Here is an 18724-nt window from a genome sequence, read left to right as displayed (position 1 = left end):
GGTCAGCCGTGGCCGCGCCGCGGGGCGCCGGGGTAGGTGCCGAAGTACCAGTGGTTGCCCTCGGGGTCGCGCAGCGCGAAGTCGCGCGAGCCGTAGTCGGTGTCGAAGGGCGCCGTCACGATGTCCGCGCCCGCCGCGGCGAGCTTGTCGTGCAGGGCGTCGGGGGTGGCGGTCACGACGTAGGCGCTGAACGACCCCGCCGGGGTGACGTGACTGGCGCCCGGCCGCTCCTGGCCGAACATCACCCCACCGCCCTCGGGCCACACCAGCTCGGCGTGGTGCACCACCCCGTCGTCGCCGCGGTAGGCGGCGGTCTCCTCGAAGCCGACCTGGTCGACCAGGAAGCGGATCAGCGCGTCGGCGTCCTTCGCGGTGAAGGTGGGCCAGACCTGCGGTGCCGGGGTGGTCCCGGGCTCGTCCTCTGTGCTCATGCCGGTGATCCTGCCGCCTGCTGGGCCAGCGGGGCTTGGACGATTCGGAACTCCTCGGCCAGCCAGGTCGTCGGGGTGCAGCCCGCGAACGCCCGGAAGTCGCGCACCAGGTGGGACTGGTCGTAGTAGCCGTGCGCGGCCGCGGCCTCGGCGATCGTGCCCCGGCGCAGCACCAGCGAGCGGCGCGCCCGGTCGAAGCGGACCACCCGCGCGGCCACCTTCGGCGACAGGCCCAGCTCGGTGGTGAACCGCCCGGTCAGGTGACGCGCGCTCCACCCCACCTCCTCGGCGAGGGTGGCCACCGGCAGGTCCCCGCCCGCCCCCAGGATGCGCCGCCAGGCGTGGCGCACCTCGGGGGCGGGGGCGGTGCGCTCGTCCAGCCTGGCCAGGAACACCTCGTCGAGGACGGCGAAGCGCTGCGCCCAGGTGCCCGCGAGCAGCAGGCGCTCGCGCACCCGGCCGACCAGCGGGCCCAGCAGGGCCTCGGCGTCGAAGTCCAAGCCCGCCAGCTCCCCCGCGGGGAGCCCGAGCAGCGCCCGGGCGCCCAGCGGGTGCAGCGAGACCTGCACCCCCGACTGCCACCCGTCGTGGGTGATCAGCGCCGGGCTGGTGTGCAGCCCGCCGATCATCGACAGGTAGCCGGTGGGGGCGGTGGTCTGGTCGACGTGCTGGAGCACCAGCAGCGGGTCGTCCAGGGTGAAGATCAGCGTCAGGTGCGGTGAGGGCAGGCCGCGGTGCAGCTGCGGGGCCTCCCCCGCGCTGCGGTAGCCGCCGTAGTGGGAGATGTGCGCGCGCAGGGGCGCGGCGGGTCGTCCCAACCGGTACTCGCTCACCACGGCCCCAGTATGGGGCTCACCAGGCCAGCGGCGCGCCGTCCCGGAAGAACCCGCCGGATCCGCCCTCCGCGCGCACGGCGGCCACGACGCTCGCGGCGCCCTCGGGGACCGGCCGCCCGCCCTCGCCGCCCATCTCCGTGGCCGTCCACCCCGGGCACGCGGCCAGCACCGAGACCCCGTCTTCGGCGAGCTCCGCGGCGAAGAGCCTGGTCAGGGTGTTGAGCGCGGTCTTGGTGACCCGGTAGGCGGGCACGCCGGGGCTGAAGGCGGCGACCGACCCCGCCTCGCTGGAGACGTTGACGACCCGGCCGCGGCCCTGGCGCAGGGCGGGCAGGAACGCCTGGGTCACCCGCCACGGCCCGAGCAGGTTCGTCTCCAGCGCCTCGACGACCACACCCAGGTCGGCGTCGACGGCGCCCTGCCAGGTGTCGTAGTGCACGGCGGCGTTGTTGACCAGGACGTCGAGCCGGTCGACCCGGGCCGCCGCGGCGGCGATCGACCCCGGGGAGGTCACGTCGAGCACCAGCGGGGTGACCTCGACCCCGCGCCCGGCCAGCGCGGCGGCGGCCTGCTCGGCCTTGCGCGCGTCGCGGGCGGCGAGCAGGACTGCGTGGTCGGTGGCCAGCTGCGCGGCGACCTCCAGGCCGATGCCGCGGTTCGCGCCGGTGACCAGTGCGATCGGTGTGCTGTTCATGGGCCCATCCGACACCCGGCGGCGGCCGCGGTGAAGGACCGGCTCGGCCTGGCACCGATACCCTGGCGGCATGAGCCACCTGGAGGTGCGGGACCTGCGCTACTTCGTCGCCGTGGCCGAGGACCTGAACTTCACCAGGGCCGCGCGGCGGCTCAACCTGGCCCAGCCCGCCCTGTCGCGGGCCATCCGGCAGCTGGAGGACCGGCTCGGGGTGACCCTGCTGGAGCGCACGACGCGCGCGGTCGCCCTCACCCCGGCGGGCGCGGTGTTCCTGGCCGACGCGCGGGCCGCGTTGGCGGCGGTGCGGGTGGCGGAGACGCGGGTCGCCGCCGCCGCGGCGCCCACCCGGCCGCTGCGGGTGGTGGTGAAGCCGGGCAGCGACGGCGCCCTGCTGCGCGCGGTGCACGCCGCCTACGCCGGGTTCCCGCCGCCGGAGGTCTCGGTGGTCGGGTGCGGGGAGCAGGCGCAGCGGCTGCGCGCCGGGGACGCCGACGTGGCGTTCCTGCGCCGCCCGGTCGACGACGACGCCGAGTTCGAGTTCGAGGACCTGCTGACCGAGCCGAGGGTGGCCGCCCTGCCCGCCGACCACCGGCTCGCCGCGCGGGTGCGGCTGGTCCGCGCCGACCTCGACGGTGAGCCGATCGCCCGGTGGGCCGCGGGCGACGCGACCAGCCTGCGGCACACCCTCGGCCTCGACGGCACCACCCGGCCGCTGCCGACCGGGCCCGAGGCCGCCGACCTGTCCCAGCTGCTCGAACTGGTGGCGCTGACCCGGGCGGTGGCGTTCGTGCCCGCCTCCACCGCCGTGCACACCCCGCGCCCCGACATCGCCTACCGGCCCGTCGACGGTCTGCTGCCCAGCACGGTCTCGCTGGCCTACCCGGTGGGCACCAAGAACCCCGCCGTCGCCGCCTACGTCCGCGCGGCCTGGTCCGTGGTGGACGACCGCGCGGCGCTGCTCGCCTGACCGCGGCCGTCGGTCCCCAGGGCTGCTGTCCACCCTGAGCGGTGGCGAGGGGAGGGGTGCTCGCGCGAGCGCCTGCCGCGCCGAAGCCGCGCGCCCCGCGGTTGTCGTTGTTGGACAAGGTGGCCAACCCGCACGCGGTGTCCGCAGTGGTCGCCTGGGACCACCACCTCGACCCGGCCGGGATCGCAGGCCGCGACCGCCCGGCCGTGCGCGGGGTCGGCCGAGCTTGTGCCGAGCAAGATCGACCGACCGGTTCCGGAACTGTCGGTGGGCGCCGCTAGTGTCCGCACCACCAACCCCGCAACACCAACACCCGCAACACCAACACCCGCAGGAGGAACCGTGGGCTGGCTCGACGCCGGGACCGGGTACCAGGTGCGGCTCGGGGAGAACCGGAAGGTCCAGTGCCGCAACGGCAAGGGCAAGCAGCTCTCCTCGGTCCCCGCGTCGCTCAAGGACGACCCGCAGGTGGTGCGGTTGCGCCAGTTGGCGGAGTGGCTCGACCGCCACGACGCCGAGTGCCTGTCCGCCGTGGACGGTTGGATGGTGCGCTCGCTGCCGGTGCCCACCGCGCTGCTCGTGCGGGTGTGGCCGGACCCGGCGTGGTCGGGCGCGCTGCGCGACCTCGTCGTCACCGCGGGCGGTGAGGTCGGGTTCCTGCGCGCGGCCGACGAGGACCGGGGCGTCGGCGTGGTCACCCTCGACGGCGACACCGCGCGGTTGACGGCGGACGTGGTGACGATCCCGCACCCGGTCCTGCTCGACGACCTCGACGAGCTGCGCGAGTTCGGCGCCGAGCTGGGCGTGGAGCAGCGGGTGCAGCAGCTGTTCCGGCGCACGTTCGCCAAGCCCGCCTCGTTCCCGGCGGGCACCAGCGCGGTCAAGGACTTCGCGGGCGGCAAGTTCGCCCAGCTGACCCACGCGCTCAGCCGGTGCCGCAGCCTGGGCTACCCGGTGCGCGGGGGCGACGCGGTGCACACCGCGTTCGAGGGCGGGCGCGAGGTCGAGGCGCGCTTCTGGTTGGGCGGGGACTACCCGGAGGCGGAGACCTGGACCGGCGACCTGCGCTGGTCGCTCACCGACGGCACCGCGCTGCCCCTGGCCGAGGTGGGCCCGGTGGCGTGGTCGGAGGGCATGCGCATGGCGGCCGCGGTGCACGACGGCCGGGAGATCGAGGACAAGGCGGCGGAGCAGTGAGCAGGACGACGCGCGACCACCAGGACGACTCCGCGGCCCTCATCGCCGCGGGCGCGGTGCTGCCGGGGGCGGCTGCCGCGGCCGACGACCGCGACACCATCACCGCCCGCCGCTACCGCCACCCGGCCCTCGACGACCGCGTCGTGGTGCGGCTGGTGCCCGAGGTGCTCGGCGCCGCGGAGGACCTCACCTGCGAGTACCTGGGGTTCGCCGCGCCGGAGAGCGCCGAGCCGGTCGGCACCGGGCGGCGCAGCGCGCTGGGCTTCCCGGCCTGGGCGCTGATCCACGACCCGGCCAACGCCCACCACGCGCTCGCCCTGGTCAAGGAGGTCGAGCGGCTGGCCAGGACGGCCCGCTCCCGCGCGGGCGCGGCCAAGGACGGGTTCACCGCCCTCGGCGAGATGCTGGGCCGCTCGGCGCCGCACTTCCTGCCGACCTTCTACGAGCAGGCCGGGCGCGCGTTCCTCGACCACGGCAACACCACCTTCGCCGCGACGATGTTCGGCAAGGCCCGCGAGGCCGAGGAGGTGCACGACCTGCGGGTCGACCCGGACCGCACCCGCGAGGTGTTCCTGGAGTTCGCCTTCGCGGGCGCGCTGACGGCCAAGGCGCTGTCCGCGCACGCGAAGGGGTTGGCGCGCAAGCACGACCCGGTCGCCGCCCACGAGCTGTTCCGCACCCTGTGCGTCGAGCGCACCCGCGGCGGGCTGGCCCCCTACACCGGCATGCCGGAGGACCTGCGCAGGCTGGCCAAGGCCGCGGGGCTCGACCTGGGCGCCGAGGACGAGCGGCTGCTGCGCGCGATCCTCGACAGCACCGCGGTCAACCGCGCGGGCGCGGCGTTCTGGAAGGCCTACCGGGCGTCCCTGGTGCGCCTGGCCACCGCGGACGAGCAGGTCCGGGCGCACCTGCTCACCTTCGTCCCGGACTCGGCCGCGGCGGTCGAGACGTGGCTGGGGATCCTTGAGGAGTGCGGCGCCACCGACGCCCTCACCGCGCCGGTGCCGCGCGAGGGCGACACCGTCCTGCCCGCCGAGTGGCTGTCGCAGGTGGTGGAGTCGCGGGCCAACGGCTGGCGCGCGGTGGCCCGGTCTGAGCGGCTGCTCACCCTGGTCGAGTGGATGGGCCCGCGGCTGGCCGCCGACGGCCGCGAGGTGCGGGTGCTGCGCGGGTGGCGGCAGAGCGAGGTCGACCTGCTGGACCTGCTGCTGGCGCTGGGCGTGCCCGTGCGCCGCGACAGCGGGCAGCGGCTCAACCTCGACATCCGCGCCTGGCTGGCCGACGAGGAACCGGGTCGGCGCGACCTGGTGGCGCTGGCCGCCACCCCGGACGTGGTCGGCGGCCTGGCGGCGGGCTTCATCTCCTACGCCAACGGCACCGCCGGGGACGCGGGCATGGGCCCGGAGGCGGTGCGGGCGGCGATGTCCGTGCCGGGGCTGCGCACCGCGCTGCGCCACTGGATCACCGCGCGGGCGGCCTCGGTCACCAGCACCGGGCTGCCGGTGCTGGACACCCAGCTCGACGAGCTGTCGGTGGTGCGCAACGCGGAGTCCTTCGTCGACGCCCCCGAGGCGGCGGCCACCATCGCCGCCACCGACGTGGCGGGCGCGCTGCGCGCCACGCTGCGCACCGGCCTGGTCGACGAGCTGGGCTGGCCCGCGCTCGACGAGGCGGTGGCCCGGTTGCGCGCGGGCGCGGGGCCGAGGGACGAGGACGTGTCCTTCTGCGGCGAGGGCTGGCCCGCGGTCGTGCTGCGCCGCGGTGAGCAGTTCGTCGTGGTCGGGCCGGACGGCGTGCTCGCCGAGCACACCGCCCGCATCCCCGCCGACGACCGCAGGGGGTGGGGCTTCTCGCCCAGCGCCCACTGGTACGACGGCGTTCTGCTGGTGCGCTGGCCCGGCCGCGAGGGCGAGCGCGCCTACTGGAGCAACGCCCCGGAGGACGTCTTCACCACGAGCACGTCCGGGTACGGGTACCACCGCGACATCGATGAGCCCTCCCTCGCGCTGCCGGGCGGCGCGCGGTGGTCGGGCGGGCGCGCGGTGCACCCGGGCGACACCGCGTTCACCAGCGGCGGGGAGGCGCACAGCGACGGCACGACCCTGTGGACCCGCGCCTACACCGGCGAGCAGTGGCGGTGGGTGGAGGTCGACCCGGCCACCGGTGAGCGGGGTCGGGCCAGCTTGCCGCGGTTCCTGGAGGACTTCGCCGCCGACGGCGCCCGCTTGGACCACTCCGGCTGCTACCTGCACCCGGCCACCCCGGCGACGGCCGCGAGCCCGCTCGGCGCCGCCGACGGCCTGCACGGCTGGCGGGTGCGGGTGGAGCCGGACGAGTCCTGGTTGGGCGAGGGCGTCGACGGCAGGCGGGCGCGGCTGCCCAAGGGCAGCGACGAGCCCATCGGGGTGCTCGCCCTGCCCGGTGACGCGCGGCTGGTGCTGACCCGGCGCTACCGGGGCCTCAACCTGCTCGACGCGGAGGGCACCCGGCACGGCACCATCAGCGCGGGCGACGCGCACCCGGAGTTCGCCGCGGGCACCCCGCTCGTGCCACCGCTGGCCTGGTGGCACGTGCTGCGCCCGCGCGACGAGGCCGGGTCCGCCGCCCTGCGCGCGGTGTCTGACGACGCCGTGCGCGCCCTGCTCGCCGCGGCGGCCGCGGAACCGGCGGAGGAGGCCAACCGCGGGCACCGCGCCGAGCACGAGTCGCTGGTGCGCGGCGAGCCGGGGGTGCTGGCCGCCGCGGTCACCGCCGCGCTGCCGGGGCTCACCCACTCCGCGCTCGTCGCCGGTGTCGTCGAGGTGGTCCGCCGGGCGCAGCGGCTGGTCGCGGGCTACGCCGCGTTCGGGCCGATCGCGGCGGCCGCCCGGTCCGTCGACGCCGCCACCCTGCTCGACGCGGGCCCGGTCGTCACCGAGGGCGCCGTCGAGGTCGCGCTGGGCTGGTTCGGCGGCTACCGCTCGCACAACTCCCGAGCGGGCGCCCGGACAACGCTGCCGGAGGTGACCGCTGCCCTGGTCGCGGCGACGCAGGACCCGCAGCGCGCCACGCGCCTGCCGGAGTCGGGGGTGCGCGACTGGTTCCGGTTCCTGGGCCGCTTCGGCGCCGTGGCGTACCGGGCCGCGTCGCCGCTCACCCCGGACGACGAGCGCGACGCCCTCGTCGCCGTGCTCCGGGCCGTGGCCGACAGCGGGCTGCTGGACACCTCCGCGCACTGGCGCACCGTCGCGGTGACCGCCCCGGACCGGTCGGGCGCGGACATCGACCGGGTCTTCCCGGTGCCCGGCGGGTTCGTGGCCGTGTTCGAGCAGCACTGGCGGCGTGACCACTACGCCCTGCACGGCGTGCAGTACGCGGTGACCCCTGGCGAGTTCCGGCTGCCCGAGGGGTGGGTGCTGGTGGACTCCGCCGAACCCGGCGAGCGCCTGGACGCCGCCGGCGTGCACCGCTTCCTCGCCGCGCTGGCCGAGCACGGCCCGGTGCCGTGGGTGCCCGGCGCCCCCGCGGAGCTGGCGGAGGCCACCGGCCTGGGCACCGCCGACGCCGCCGTGCTGCTGGCGGGCATGCCCGAGGTGGACAGCTGGGGCGCGAACTACCTCACCGCGGCCGAGCGCAAGGTGATCGGGCTGTCCAGCGGCGCGGCCAAGGCCGCCCGGCAGCTGTTCAAGGCGATGGGCGGCGACGACCGGCGCGCGCTGCTCGCCGCGGCCGTGCCGACCGACCCGGCCGCGCTGTGGACGACGGGGGTGGACCTGGCCGCGGTGGCCGAGGTGTGGGTGGCCCGGCACGGCCGCCGCGTCCCGGTGCCCGAGGACGTGCTGGTCGACGGCGCGAAGCTGCTGGCCACCGACCGCTCCGGGCAGTACCTGGCGGGCATCGCCAACCCGGCCGCGACACCGTGGCTGACCCGCGACTCCCGCGCCCACCTCGACGGCGGCGAGCTGAAGGTCCGCGACCAGGAGGGGTTCGGCCACCGGGAGTTCCTCGACCTGCCCCGGGTGCTGCTGTGGCTGGCCCAGCGGTTGCCCGCCGGGTCGCCGCTGCGCGAGCGGTTGCCGGAGGCGCTGGAGCTGCTGCGCGCCCGCACCGCGTCGCCGGAGTTCGGGATCGACCTCGGGCACTGGAACGGCGCCGCGGAGGTGTGCGGCGTCCTCGGGATCGACGCGCCCGCCGCCGGGGACGTGCTGCGGGTGCGGCCGTGGTTGCACGTCATCGGCTACAGCGACGTCTACTGCCGGGTCGTGGTGCACCCCGGGCTCGTGGGCGAGGCGGACCTGCCGCTGCTGACCGCGCTGATGGAGGTCACCTACGACCGGGAGGTCGTGCGGGCGCTGGAGCTGATCCGCTCCGACGGGCTCACCCGGGCCTGCGCGGCGGCCCCGGCGCCGGACGGGGACCCGACCGCGTTCCACCAGGACCCGTCGGTGTCCGTGCCGCACCTGGTCACCGAGGTCGCCCAGCGCTGCGGCCTCGACGACGACGCGGCCGTGCTCTACCTGCAACTGCTGGCCCTGGCCGACCCCACCGACGCCAACACCGCGCGGTGGACCGGGTGGAAGCCCGCCCGCCTGCGCGCGGCGCGGGCGGCGCTGGCGGCCACCGACCTGGTGCTCTCGGCCAAGCGCGCCCGCGCGGGCCGGTCGCTGTTCCTGCCCGGCGGGTGGCTGGCGCTGGGCGCCCCGCACCTGCCGCTGGAGCGGTGGAAGGCGCCGCTGTTCGGCTTCACCGACACCCCTGACGGGGTCATCGCCCCGCTCGGCACCGTCGCCGAGCTGTTCACCCGCGCCTGGCAGCGGGTGCTCGACGGCGACGCCCCCGCCTACGAGGAGCTCACGACCGGAGGACGCCGGTGACCGCCACCGCCACCCCCGCCCGGCAGGTCGACCCCGCCGAGGACGCCCACGCCCGGGAACTGGCCTTCCTGGCCGCCTTCGACCCCGGCCGCCGCCCGCCCGGCTGGCGGCTGACCCCGCGCGCGGTGGTCACCTTCGTCATGGGCAGCGGCGGCGACGCCCTGCCCCTGCCCGAGGGTGCGGCCGCGGCGGACCTCCCGTCGCGGTTGGCGATCACCCCGAAGTTCGTCGGTGACCGCGCCCTGGTCGAGCGGGCCGTGGTGACCCTGGCCGGGGAGCGCGGGCTGCTGCTCGTCGGTGAGCCGGGCACGGCGAAGTCGATGCTGTCGGAGCTGCTGGCCGCCGCGGTGTCCGGCAGCAGCCAGCTCACCGTGCAGGGCACCGCGGGCACCACCGAGGACCAGTTGCGCTACGGCTGGAACTACGCGCTGCTGCTGGCCGAGGGGCCGAGCCCGCGCGCGCTGGTGCCCTCGCCGGTGCTCCAGGCCATGCGCACCGGTGCCGTGGTGCGGGTCGAGGAGGTCACCCGCTGCCTGCCGGAGGTGCAGGACGCGCTGGTGTCGATCCTGTCCGACCGGCGGATCTCGGTGCCGGAGCTGGCCGGGACGCCGGAGGCCACCGTGCACGCCGCCCCCGGCTTCACCGTCATCGCCACCGCGAACCTGCGCGACCGGGGCGTGTCGGAGATGTCCGCGGCGCTCAAGCGCCGGTTCAACTTCGAGGCGGTCGGCCCGATCGGTGACCTGGCCGCCGAGACCGAGCTGGTGCGCAGGCAGGCCACGGCGGCGCTGGAGCGGGTCGAGGCCCCGTTCGCCGTCGACGACGTGGTGCTGGAGGCGCTGGTGACCGCCTTCCGCGACCTGCGCAACGGGGTGTCGGAGGAGGGCTGGGCGGTCGAGCGACCCTCCACGGTGATGAGCACCGCCGAGGCGGTCGCGGTGGCGACCGCGATCGGGCTGGCCGACGCGTACTTCCCCGGCGACCGCGACCCGCTGTCGCTGCTGCCCGGGCACCTGCTCGGCGTGGTGCGCAAGGACGACCCCGCCGACGCGGCCCGGCTGCTGGGGTACTGGGACGGGGCGGTGCGCAGGCGCGCCGAGGGCGGCGCCCGCGCCTGGCGGCGGCTGTGGGAACTGCGCGATGTCCTCGACGCGTGAGACCGGCACCGGTGTGGTGGACGACCTCGTCCACCACACCACCCCGCACCTGATCGGGGTGCGGCACCACTCGCCCGCCCTGGCGGCGGTGGTGCCCGCCCTGCTCGACGCCGCCGCCCCCGAGGTGCTGCTCGTGGAGCTGCCCGAGGAACTGGGTCGGTGGCTGCCGCACCTGGCCGACCCGGCGCTCACCGCGCCCGTCGCGCTCTCCGGTGCCCACCGCGACGGTGGCGGGGTGGCGTTCTACCCGTTCGCCGACTTCTCCCCGGAGCTGGCGGCGGTGCGCTGGGCGGCGCGCAACGGTGTCGAGGTGCTGCCGTGCGACCTGCCGATGGCGATGCGCGGCGGGGAGCGCGGGGGCGGGCGCGAGCACGGGTCGCCGCTGGCGGACGCCTTGCGCGCCACGGTGTCCGGGCGCGCGGGCGACGACCTGTGGGACCGCCTCGTGGAGGCGGCCGCGCCGGGGCAGGCGCCGGAGGCCGTGCGCCGGGCGGCGCTGTACGTCGGGTGGGCGCTGCGGACCGACGCGGCGGGCCCGGACGGCGCCGGGGTCGACGCGCACGACCTGCGGCGCGAGGAGTGGATGCGGCACGCCGTGGCCGCGGTCGGCGGCCGCCGGTGCGCCGCGGTCGTCGGCGCGTTCCACGCCGCGGCGCTGCTGCGCGGACCGGACGCGCCGCGCGAGCAGGTGCCCGCCGCGCAGGTGGTGACGTCGTTGGTGCCCTACGGGTTCGCGCTGCTCGACGAGCGGTCCGGGTACCCGGCGGGCATCCGCGACCCCGAGTGGCAGCAGGCGGTGCTCGGTGCCGGCGGGGACCCGGCGGCGGTGGAGGCCGCCGCCGCTCGGGTCATCGTCGCCCTGTCCGCCCGGTTGCGCGCCCTCGGCCACCCGGCCGGGCCCGCCGAGGCGCTCGAAGCGCTGCGGCTGGCGGTGGACCTGGCCCGGTTGCGCGGCATCCCCGCCCCGGGGCGCAGCGAGGTCGTCGAGGCGGTGCAGACCGTGCTCACCCACGCTGAGCCGCTGGGCCGCGGCCGGGTCGTGGCGCGGGCGGCGCAGGAGGTGCTGGTGGGCCACCGCACGGGCGTGCTCGCCCCGGGCACCCCGCGCTCCGGGCTCGCCCCCGCGGTGGAGGACCTGCTCGACGACCTGCGCCTGCCGGGCCCGACCTCGCGGGAGAGGGCGCAGCTGCGGTTGGACCCGCTGCGCTCGCCGCTCGACCAGCGGCGGGAGGTCGCGCTGCGCAGGCTGGACGCCCTCGGCGTCCCCTACGGCGAGGACACCGGCACCACCGGCATCGGCGGCGGCGACACCCTCAGCACCCGGTGGACGGTGGGGTGGACACCGGCCACCGCCGCCACCCTGCCGGTGGCCGGGATGTGGGGCACGACGCTGGAGGCGGCCGCGCGCGGGCGGTTGCTCTCCCGCCGCTCCGAGCGCGCCACCGGCGCCGGGCACACCCCCGCCGACGTGCTGGCCGACCTGCACGTCGCCGCGGCGTGCGCGCTGCCCGACGTGGTGGGGCACCTGCTCGACGACGCGGCGGTCGTGCTGCCGTCGGCCGCCACCCTGCCGCAGCTGCTCACCGGGCTCGACCTGCTCGACCGGCTGCGTGCCGGGCACCTGCCCGGCACGGGCGCGGACGTGCTGGCGGCGCACCCCGTGCTGGTCGAGGAGCTGGAGGCCGCCGCGGTCGCGCAGGTCGACGGGCTCGCGGGCTCGACCGACCCGGCCGACGCCCGCGCGATCGTCGAACTGGGCCTGCGCCACGACAGCCGCGGCACCGGCGTCCGGCTCGCCGCCGCCCTGCGGGCGCTGGTCGAGGGCGGCGGCCCGCTGGTCGCCGGTGCCGCGGGCGCGGCCAGGGTGCTGCTCGGCCTCACCCCGCCCGCCGAGCTGGGTGGGCGGGTGGCGTCCTGGGTGGACTCCGCGAGCACGCCCGAGCGCCGCGACGCCCTCCGGCTCGGCCTCACCGGCGTGCTGGCCGCGGCGTCGTCGCTGCTGGAGGCCCCGGACGCGCTCGGCCCGCTGCTCGAACGCGTGGAAGCGCTGCCGGACGGGGACTTCCTGGAACGGCTGCCCGCCCTGCGCGGCGCGTTCACCACCATCGGCCCGGCGGCGCGCGCCCGCGTGCTCGACGTGGTCGAGCAGCGCACCGGCGGCAAGGTCGACGTGGCGGGCGCGCCCGATCCCGTCGACCTGGCGGGGTGGCTGGCCGCCGAGCAGGACGCGCTCGCCGTCGCCGCCGAGCACGGACTCGGCGCGCCCCGCGCGTGGACGGCGGGCGGTGGCGGTGCCGCGGCCCTGCCCGCTGCGGCGGGGAACCCGGGCGGGTTGCCTGCGGGGGTCCGGTGGCGGCTGGTGCTCGGCACCCGGGGCGACCGCCCGTCCGGCGGCGCCCGGTACGCGGCCGCGCTGGACGAGCTCTACGGCCGCGAGCGCGGGGAAGGCGCCGCGCGCGGCGACCTCGGCGCCGACCGGTCGAGCCCGTTCCCGGACGTGCGCGAGTGGTCCGACGAGCTGCGCGAGCTGTTCGGCGACGGGGTCCGCGAGGAAGTCCTCGCCGCCGCGGTCGAGGGCGGGCGGGTCGAGGCGGCGCTGGAGATCGACCCGGACAGCGTCCGCCCGTCGGTGGAGCTGCTGCGGACGGTGCTGTCGTTGGCCGGTGGGCTCTCCGAGACCGCGCTGGCCCGGCTGCGGCCGCTGGTGGCGCGCCTGGTGCGGGAGCTGACCGCGCAGTTGGCCACCCGGGTGCGCCCCGCGCTGTCCGGGCTGCTGCTGCCCACGCCCACGCGGCGTCCGGGCGGGCGGCTCGACCTGCCCAGGACCCTGCGCGCCAACCTGGCCACCGCCCGCCGCGGCGCGGACGGCCGGGTGGTCGTCGTCCCGGAGCGCCCGGTGTTCCGGACCCGCGGGCGCGCGGCGAGCGACTGGCGGCTGGTGCTGGTGGTCGACGTGTCCGGGTCGATGGAGGCCTCGACGGTGTGGTCGGCGCTCACCGCGGCGGTCTTCGCCGCGGTGCCGTCGCTCTCGACGCACTTCCTGGCCTTCTCCACCGAGGTCGTCGACCTGTCCGACCACGTCGGGGACCCGCTGTCGCTGCTGCTGGAGGTGCGCGTGGGCGGCGGCACGCACATCGCGGGCGCGCTGCGGCACGCCCGCTCGCTGGTCACCGTGCCCGAGCGGACGATGGTCGTGCTGGTCAGCGACTTCGAGGAGGGCGGCCCGGTCGCCGCGCTCACCGCGCAGGTCCGCGAGCTGGTCACCGCCGGGGTGACGGTGCTCGGGTGCGCGAGCCTCGACGACACCGGTGCCGCCCGGTACTCCGCGGCGGTGGCGGGCGCGCTGGTCGCGGCGGGGATGCCGGTCGCGGCGCTCAGCCCGACCGAGCTCGCCCGGTGGGTGGGGGAGAAGGTGCGCGGGTGACCGGTGTGGCGACAGGGCTCGTGCTGGTGGGATGGGAGGTGGCGCAGTGACCGTGCCCCCGGTGGCACCCGCGGTGGTCGCGGACGTGCTGGACGCCCTGCCGCCCCGGTTGCGCAAGCGGGTCGACTCCGCGGTCGACCGCGCGGCGACCTGGGCGGTGCGGGTCGACGGCGAGGCGGCGACCGCGACCCTCGACGAGGACACCACCCTGCGCTGGGTGTTGCACGACGGCGTGCTGACCTCGGCCGACGACCTGGAGTGCGGGTGCCTGCTCGCGCCGAAGTGCCTGCACCGCGGCATCGCCGTCGCCGCGGCCGAGATCGGGCAGCCACCCGAGGCAGGGCAGGCACCCGAGGCCGGGGAGCCCGCGGACGGGGTGGCGGACACGGCCCCGGCCGAGACACCGCCCGAGGCGCCGGTCGTCGAGGTGCGCGCCGACGAACGGGCCGCCGCGGCGGGGCTGTGGGCCGCCTGCGCGACCGTGCTGCGCGCGGGCGCCGCGGGCAGCGGTGCCGTGGTGCGGGCCGAGCTGCTGCGCGCGGTGCACACGGCCCGCGTGGCCGGGCTGCACCGCGCGTCGGCGGGCGGGCTGCGGGTGGCGTCCGCGCTGGCCGACGCCCGCGCGGGCGCGGCGACGTTCGACCGCGAGGTCCTGGCCGCCGACCTGCTGGAGCTGATGCTGCTCTGCCACGACCTGCGCACCGGCACCGGCGACCCGGCGCTGCTGCGCGGCACGGCCCGCAGGGAGTACCTGCCCATCGGCTCGCTGCGCCTCTACGGCCTGTGCACGGAGGCGGTGGTGGCGTCCTCCGGGTACGCGGGCGTCGTCACGCACGTGGTCACTGAGGACGGTGTCCTGTGGACGGTGCAGGCCGTGGTGCCCGGAGGTCCGGCCCGCGTCGCGGCTGCCGCGGACGGCGCGGTCGCCTTGGGCGAGTCGGGGTTGAGCCAGCGGGAACTGGGCCGCGGTGGGCTGCTGCTCTCCGGTGGCACCGCGTCCCCGGACCGCAGGCTGGGGGCGGGGAAGTCGGTGCGGGCGGTCGCGGCGAGCGGGGTGGACTGGACGGCGCCGCCCCTGACCGCGCTGTGGGAGCGGCCGCTGCCGGAGCAGGTGGAGCGCGCGGCGCGCAACGCCGAACTGCCGGACGGGCTGCGCCCGAGCGGCGACGACCTGCTGTTCCTCGACGCGGTGGTCGTCGGCCCCGCGGGTCCCGCCCTGCGCGTGACCGTCGACGGTGCCGACGTGGACCTGATCGCCTTCGGTGAGCGCGCCCGCGCCAACCTGCGCGTGCTGGCCGGTGCCCCCGGGCTGCGCACCCGGTTCATCGCCCGGCTGCGCCCCGACCAGCCCGGCACCGCTGTCGCGATCGCCGCGTCCGGTGGGCTGGCCCTCCCCGCGGCGCTGGCCGGGCGCGTCGACCTCGGCCTGGACCAGGTGCAGCGCGGTCACCTGGGCACCGAGGACGCGCGGCAGGAGGTGTCGGCACCGCGGCAGGCGGGAGAGCGCGACCGGGTGCCCGCGCCGCTGCGCCCGGTGGCCAACGCCGTGCACCGGGTGGCCTTCGGCGGGCGCTCCGTCGCGGCGATCACCGGCTCGGCCCGCGACACCGCACGGCTCGACGCCCTCGGGATGTCGGCCACGGCGGCGGTCCTCGCGGACCTCGCCGCGACCGCGCGCGACCGGGAGCGCGACGCCTTCGGCCGGGTCCGCGAGGACACCACCGACGCGTTCCCGCTGGCGTGGCTGCGGGCCGCGCTGCACGTCCGGGAGATGACCCGGGCGGTCACCCGGCGGGAGTGGGTCGCCGCCGCCCAACCCCAGGAGGTGCCCACCGGCGTGCTCTAGGGACGACGCGCCGCGCGCTGGGACGAAAGAGGGGTGTGGGCGGCCACGAACGTCCGCCCACACCCCTCGATTCCGCCTTCCCCGTCAGCGTATCCACTCGTGCGCAGCGCGTCAGGGCGTTCACCGGGCTGACAATTGCCAGTCAGGCGTCGATGCGCTCCTGCTCCGGCGCCTCCTGCCGCGGCGAACGCAGCTTGCGCAGCAGCGGCCACGCGAGCAGAGCGGCGATGACCAGGTACACCACCACCGCCATCGGGGAGTTCACCAGCCCGGTGAGCGAACCGTCGGACAGCTGCAACGCCCGGCGCATCTGCTGCTCGGCGCTCGGCCCGAGGATGACGCCCAGCACCGCGGGCAGCACTGGCAGCCCGTAGCGGCGCATGGCGAACCCGATCAGCCCGATGATGAACAGCAGGACCAGGTCCACGACCTCGCCGCCCACCGCGTAGGCGCCGACGCTGGCGAAGAACAGGATGCCCGCGTACAGGTAGGGGCGGGGGATGCGCAGCAGCTTCGCCCAGACCGGCGCCATCGGCAGGTTGATCACCAGCAGCAGCACGGTGCCGACGAACAGCGACGCGATCAGCCCCCACACCAGCGCCGACTCGCGCTCGAACAGCAGCGGGCCGGGCTGGATGCCGTACTGCTGGAACGCCGCGAGCATCACCGCCGCGACCGCCGTGGTGGGCAGGCCCAGGGTCAGCATCGACACCAGGGTGCCCGCCGCCGACGCGCTCGCGGTCGCCTCCGGCCCCGCCACGCCCTCGATGGCGCCCTTGCCGAACTCGTCCTTGTGCCGGGACAGCCGTCGCTCGGTGGCGTAGGACAGGAAGGTCGGGATCTCCGCGCCACCGGCGGGGATCGCGCCGAACGGGAACCCGATCAGCGGGCCGCGCAGCCACGGCTTCCAGGTGCGGCGCAGGTCCTCGCGGGACAGCCACGGCCGCCCGACCGGGATCGGGGTGGACTGCTTCTGGCGCAGGTGCGCGGCCACCCACAGCGACTCGCCGACGGCGAACAGGCCCACCGCCACGACCACCACGTCGATGCCGTCGGACAGGTGCAGCGAGCCGAAGGTGAGCCGCTGCTGCCCGGTCATCTCGTCGAGGCCCACCAGGCCGATGGTCAGGCCGATGAGCAGCGAGGCGAAGCCGCGCACGCGGGAGGAGCCGAGCACCGAGGTCACCGCGACGAAGGCCAGCACCATGATGGCGAAGTAGTCCGGGGCGCCGATGTCGACCGCCAGCGACGCCACCACCGGGGCCAGCAGCACCAGCAGCGAGGTGCCGATGATGCCGCCGACGAAGTGCCCGATGGCCGCCGCGGCCAGCGCCTGCGAGCCCCGGCCGCGCCGGGCCATCGGGTTGCCCTCGATGGCCGCCACCACCGCCGCGCTCTCGCCGGGGGTGTTGAGCAGGATGGAGGTGGTCGAGCCGCCGAACATGCCGCCGTAGTAGATGCCCGCGAACATGATGAACGCGGCGGTGGGCTCCAGCCCGTAGGTCACCGGCAGCAGCAGCGCCACCGCCATCGCCGGGCCGATGCCGGGCAGCACGCCGATGGCGGTGCCGAGCAGGACGCCGATCGCGGCGAAGAGCAGGTGCTCGGGGGTCAGCGCGGTGCCGAAGCCCGCCACCAGGTTGTTCAGCGCGTCCATCACAGCACCCCCATCAGCGGGCCGCCGGGCAGCGGGACCCCGAGCAGTTCGTTGAACGCCACCCACGTCAGCACCGACACCCCCGCGGCGATGAGCGGGTCGCGCACCGGGTTGCGGCTGCCCAGCGCGTAGGCCGCGCCCCAGAACATCAGCGCCGAGGAGAGCGGGAAGCCGACGGTGTCGATCAGCGCCGCGTTGAGCAGGAAGGCGCCCGCGAGCAGGAGCACGGTGCGCCAGTCGGTCGGGGCGTCGAGGTCGACGTCCTCGCCCGCCTCGGCCTCGCCCCGGCCGCCGCGCAGCACGTCCAGCGCCAGCAGCCCCGCCACCAGCACCAGCGCGCCGCCCACCAGCACGGGGACGGCCTTGGGCCCGACCGGGCCGCGCTGGGTGAAGTCGGTGGGGATGCCCAGCGCGTCGACGAGCACCAGGACCCCGGTGGCCAGCAGCAGGACGCACACGCCCAGCTCGGAGTGCTGCCGCCACCAGCTCCGCCGCTGCTGCGGCTGGTCGATCGCCGTCTCGGTCCGCGCGCTCATGCCAGCCCCAACTCCCCCAGCACCGAGGCCACCCGCTCGCTCTCCGCCCGGAGGAACGCGCCGAACTCCGCGCCCGAGCTGAACGCGTTCGTCCAGCCGTTGAGCCGCAACGCCTCCTGCCACTGCCGGGTGTCCTGCAACCGGGTGAACAGGTCGACGAGCTTGCGCTCGTCGGTCTCCGAGATCCCCGGCGGGGCGACGATCCCCCGCCAGTTGGTGAAGCTGACGTCCACCCCGGACTCGCGCAGCGTGGGGGCGTCGATGCCGGGGACCCGCTCCGGGGCGGTGACCGCCAGCGCCCGCAGCTCGCCCGCCTCGATCTGGTCGCGGGTCTCCCCGATGCCCGACACGCCGAAGCCGACCTTGCCGCCGAGCACCGACGCCATCAGCTCGCCGCCGCCGTCGAACGGCACGTAGTTCACCGTCCGCGGCGCGATGCCCGCCGCCTTGGCCATGAGCATCGGCGCCAGGTGGTCCGGGCCGCCCGGGGCGGACCCGCCGCCGACCGGCACCCCGCCGGGGTCGGCCCGCCACGCGGCGATCAGCTCGCCGACGGTGCGGTAGGGGGAGTCCTTGCCGACGACCACCACGTCGGACTCCTCGGTGAGCTTGGCGATCGGGGTGGTGTCGGTGAGCGAGGACGGCGACTTGTTGGTGTAGACCGCGCCGACCACGCCCAGGCCCATCGACATCGCCAGCCTGCCGTTGCCGCGCTCGCTGACCAGCCTGCCCAGGCCCACCGTGCCCCCGGCGCCGGGGAGGTTGAACACCTCGGTGGCGCCGTTGAGGTCGGCGTCCTCGATCGCCTTGACCGCCGTGCGCGCGGTGATGTCGTAGCCGCCGCCGGGCGAGTTGGGCACCATCAGCCGGAAGTTGCGGATGCGGTCGCCGGTGTCGTCCTCGCCGGAGGACACCAGCGGGGGTATCAGCAGGACCAGGGCGGCGGCCAGGAGCACCGACAGCCAGGTCTTCGGGTTCTTCATCGGGCACTCCATCGGGCCGGACGGCGGGTGGGGCGGGGGTGACCCCGGTCACGGGGCCGTCCCGCAGGTCATGGTGCCGTGGCGGTCGGGCGCTGTCTCGCCTGCGGACCTATCGGTACTTGTGTTCGTTGTGCTCACGGCCG

The 18724-nt window shown here is 76.7% G+C and carries 12 protein-coding genes; 6 read left to right on the top strand and 6 right to left on the bottom strand.

Translation table 11 applies throughout. The features are described 5' to 3' along the window. Positions 1-2 precede the first annotated feature (2 nt). From BJP25_RS13640 to BJP25_RS13630, 3 genes are read right to left on the bottom strand one after another with little or no spacing between them, the layout of a single operon-like run. Positions 3-431: a VOC family protein gene (locus BJP25_RS13640; protein ID WP_075975275.1), complete on the bottom strand. Its 429-nt coding sequence runs from the start codon at positions 429-431 to the stop codon at positions 3-5. Further along, positions 428-1267: an AraC family transcriptional regulator gene (locus tag BJP25_RS13635; protein ID WP_075975274.1), complete on the bottom strand. Its 840-nt coding sequence runs from the start codon at positions 1265-1267 to the stop codon at positions 428-430. The genes BJP25_RS13640 and BJP25_RS13635 overlap by 4 nt, the downstream gene beginning before the upstream one ends. A 16-nt stretch (positions 1268-1283) precedes the next feature. Then, the gene (locus BJP25_RS13630) at positions 1284-1961 is read right to left on the bottom strand and encodes an SDR family NAD(P)-dependent oxidoreductase (RefSeq protein ID WP_075975273.1); all 678 of its coding nucleotides are present in this window, start codon (positions 1959-1961) and stop codon (positions 1284-1286) included. 70 nt (positions 1962-2031) lie between these two features. Between BJP25_RS13630 and BJP25_RS13625 the strand changes: the two genes are divergently transcribed. The 6 genes from BJP25_RS13625 to BJP25_RS13600 all read left to right on the top strand — a co-directional run bounded on the left by BJP25_RS13625 (position 2032) and on the right by BJP25_RS13600 (position 15405). Then, complete coding sequence (locus BJP25_RS13625) at positions 2032-2928, top strand: LysR family transcriptional regulator (RefSeq protein WP_075975272.1); 897 nt, start codon at positions 2032-2034, stop codon at positions 2926-2928. A 342-nt stretch (positions 2929-3270) separates the two neighbouring features. Then, positions 3271-4125: a DUF4132 domain-containing protein gene (locus BJP25_RS13620; RefSeq protein WP_075975271.1), complete on the top strand. Its 855-nt coding sequence runs from the start codon at positions 3271-3273 to the stop codon at positions 4123-4125. Next, on the top strand, positions 4122-8978 hold the full coding sequence (locus BJP25_RS13615; protein WP_075975270.1) for a hypothetical protein: 4857 nt from the start codon (positions 4122-4124) through the stop codon (positions 8976-8978). The genes BJP25_RS13620 and BJP25_RS13615 overlap by 4 nt, the downstream gene beginning before the upstream one ends. Next, a complete protein-coding gene (locus BJP25_RS13610) occupies positions 8975-10135 on the top strand; it encodes an ATP-binding protein (RefSeq protein WP_075975269.1) in 1161 nt (386 codons plus the stop codon). The genes BJP25_RS13615 and BJP25_RS13610 overlap by 4 nt, the downstream gene beginning before the upstream one ends. Further along, complete coding sequence (locus BJP25_RS13605; RefSeq protein WP_075975268.1) at positions 10119-13559, top strand: DUF5682 family protein; 3441 nt, start codon at positions 10119-10121, stop codon at positions 13557-13559. The genes BJP25_RS13610 and BJP25_RS13605 overlap by 17 nt, the downstream gene beginning before the upstream one ends. A gap of 46 nt (positions 13560-13605) precedes the next feature. Beyond that, positions 13606-15405, top strand: coding sequence for a hypothetical protein (locus tag BJP25_RS13600; protein ID WP_075975267.1), 1800 nt, complete (start codon positions 13606-13608; stop codon positions 15403-15405). A gap of 142 nt (positions 15406-15547) precedes the next feature. Here BJP25_RS13600 and BJP25_RS13595 read toward each other — a convergent pair whose 3' ends face one another. The 3 genes from BJP25_RS13595 to BJP25_RS13585 are packed head-to-tail and all read right to left on the bottom strand — an operon-like array spanning position 15548 to position 18581. Continuing rightward, positions 15548-17062 carry a tripartite tricarboxylate transporter permease gene (locus BJP25_RS13595; RefSeq protein WP_075975266.1) on the bottom strand — a complete coding sequence of 505 codons (1515 nt, stop codon included), beginning with the start codon at positions 17060-17062 and terminating at the stop codon, positions 15548-15550. After that, positions 17062-17598 carry a tripartite tricarboxylate transporter TctB family protein gene (locus tag BJP25_RS13590; RefSeq protein ID WP_075975265.1) on the bottom strand — a complete coding sequence of 179 codons (537 nt, stop codon included), beginning with the start codon at positions 17596-17598 and terminating at the stop codon, positions 17062-17064. Before BJP25_RS13590 ends, BJP25_RS13595 begins: the two co-directional genes overlap by 1 nt. Further along, the gene (locus BJP25_RS13585) at positions 17595-18581 is read right to left on the bottom strand and encodes a Bug family tripartite tricarboxylate transporter substrate binding protein (protein ID WP_075975264.1); all 987 of its coding nucleotides are present in this window, start codon (positions 18579-18581) and stop codon (positions 17595-17597) included. Before BJP25_RS13585 ends, BJP25_RS13590 begins: the two co-directional genes overlap by 4 nt. Positions 18582-18724: the final 143 nt, after the last annotated feature.

Origin of the sequence: Actinokineospora bangkokensis (genome assembly GCF_001940455.1) — a bacterium.
In the GTDB taxonomy this organism is placed as follows: domain Bacteria; phylum Actinomycetota; class Actinomycetes; order Mycobacteriales; family Pseudonocardiaceae; genus Actinokineospora; species Actinokineospora bangkokensis.
This window is presented reverse-complemented; position numbering and strand designations above follow the sequence as displayed.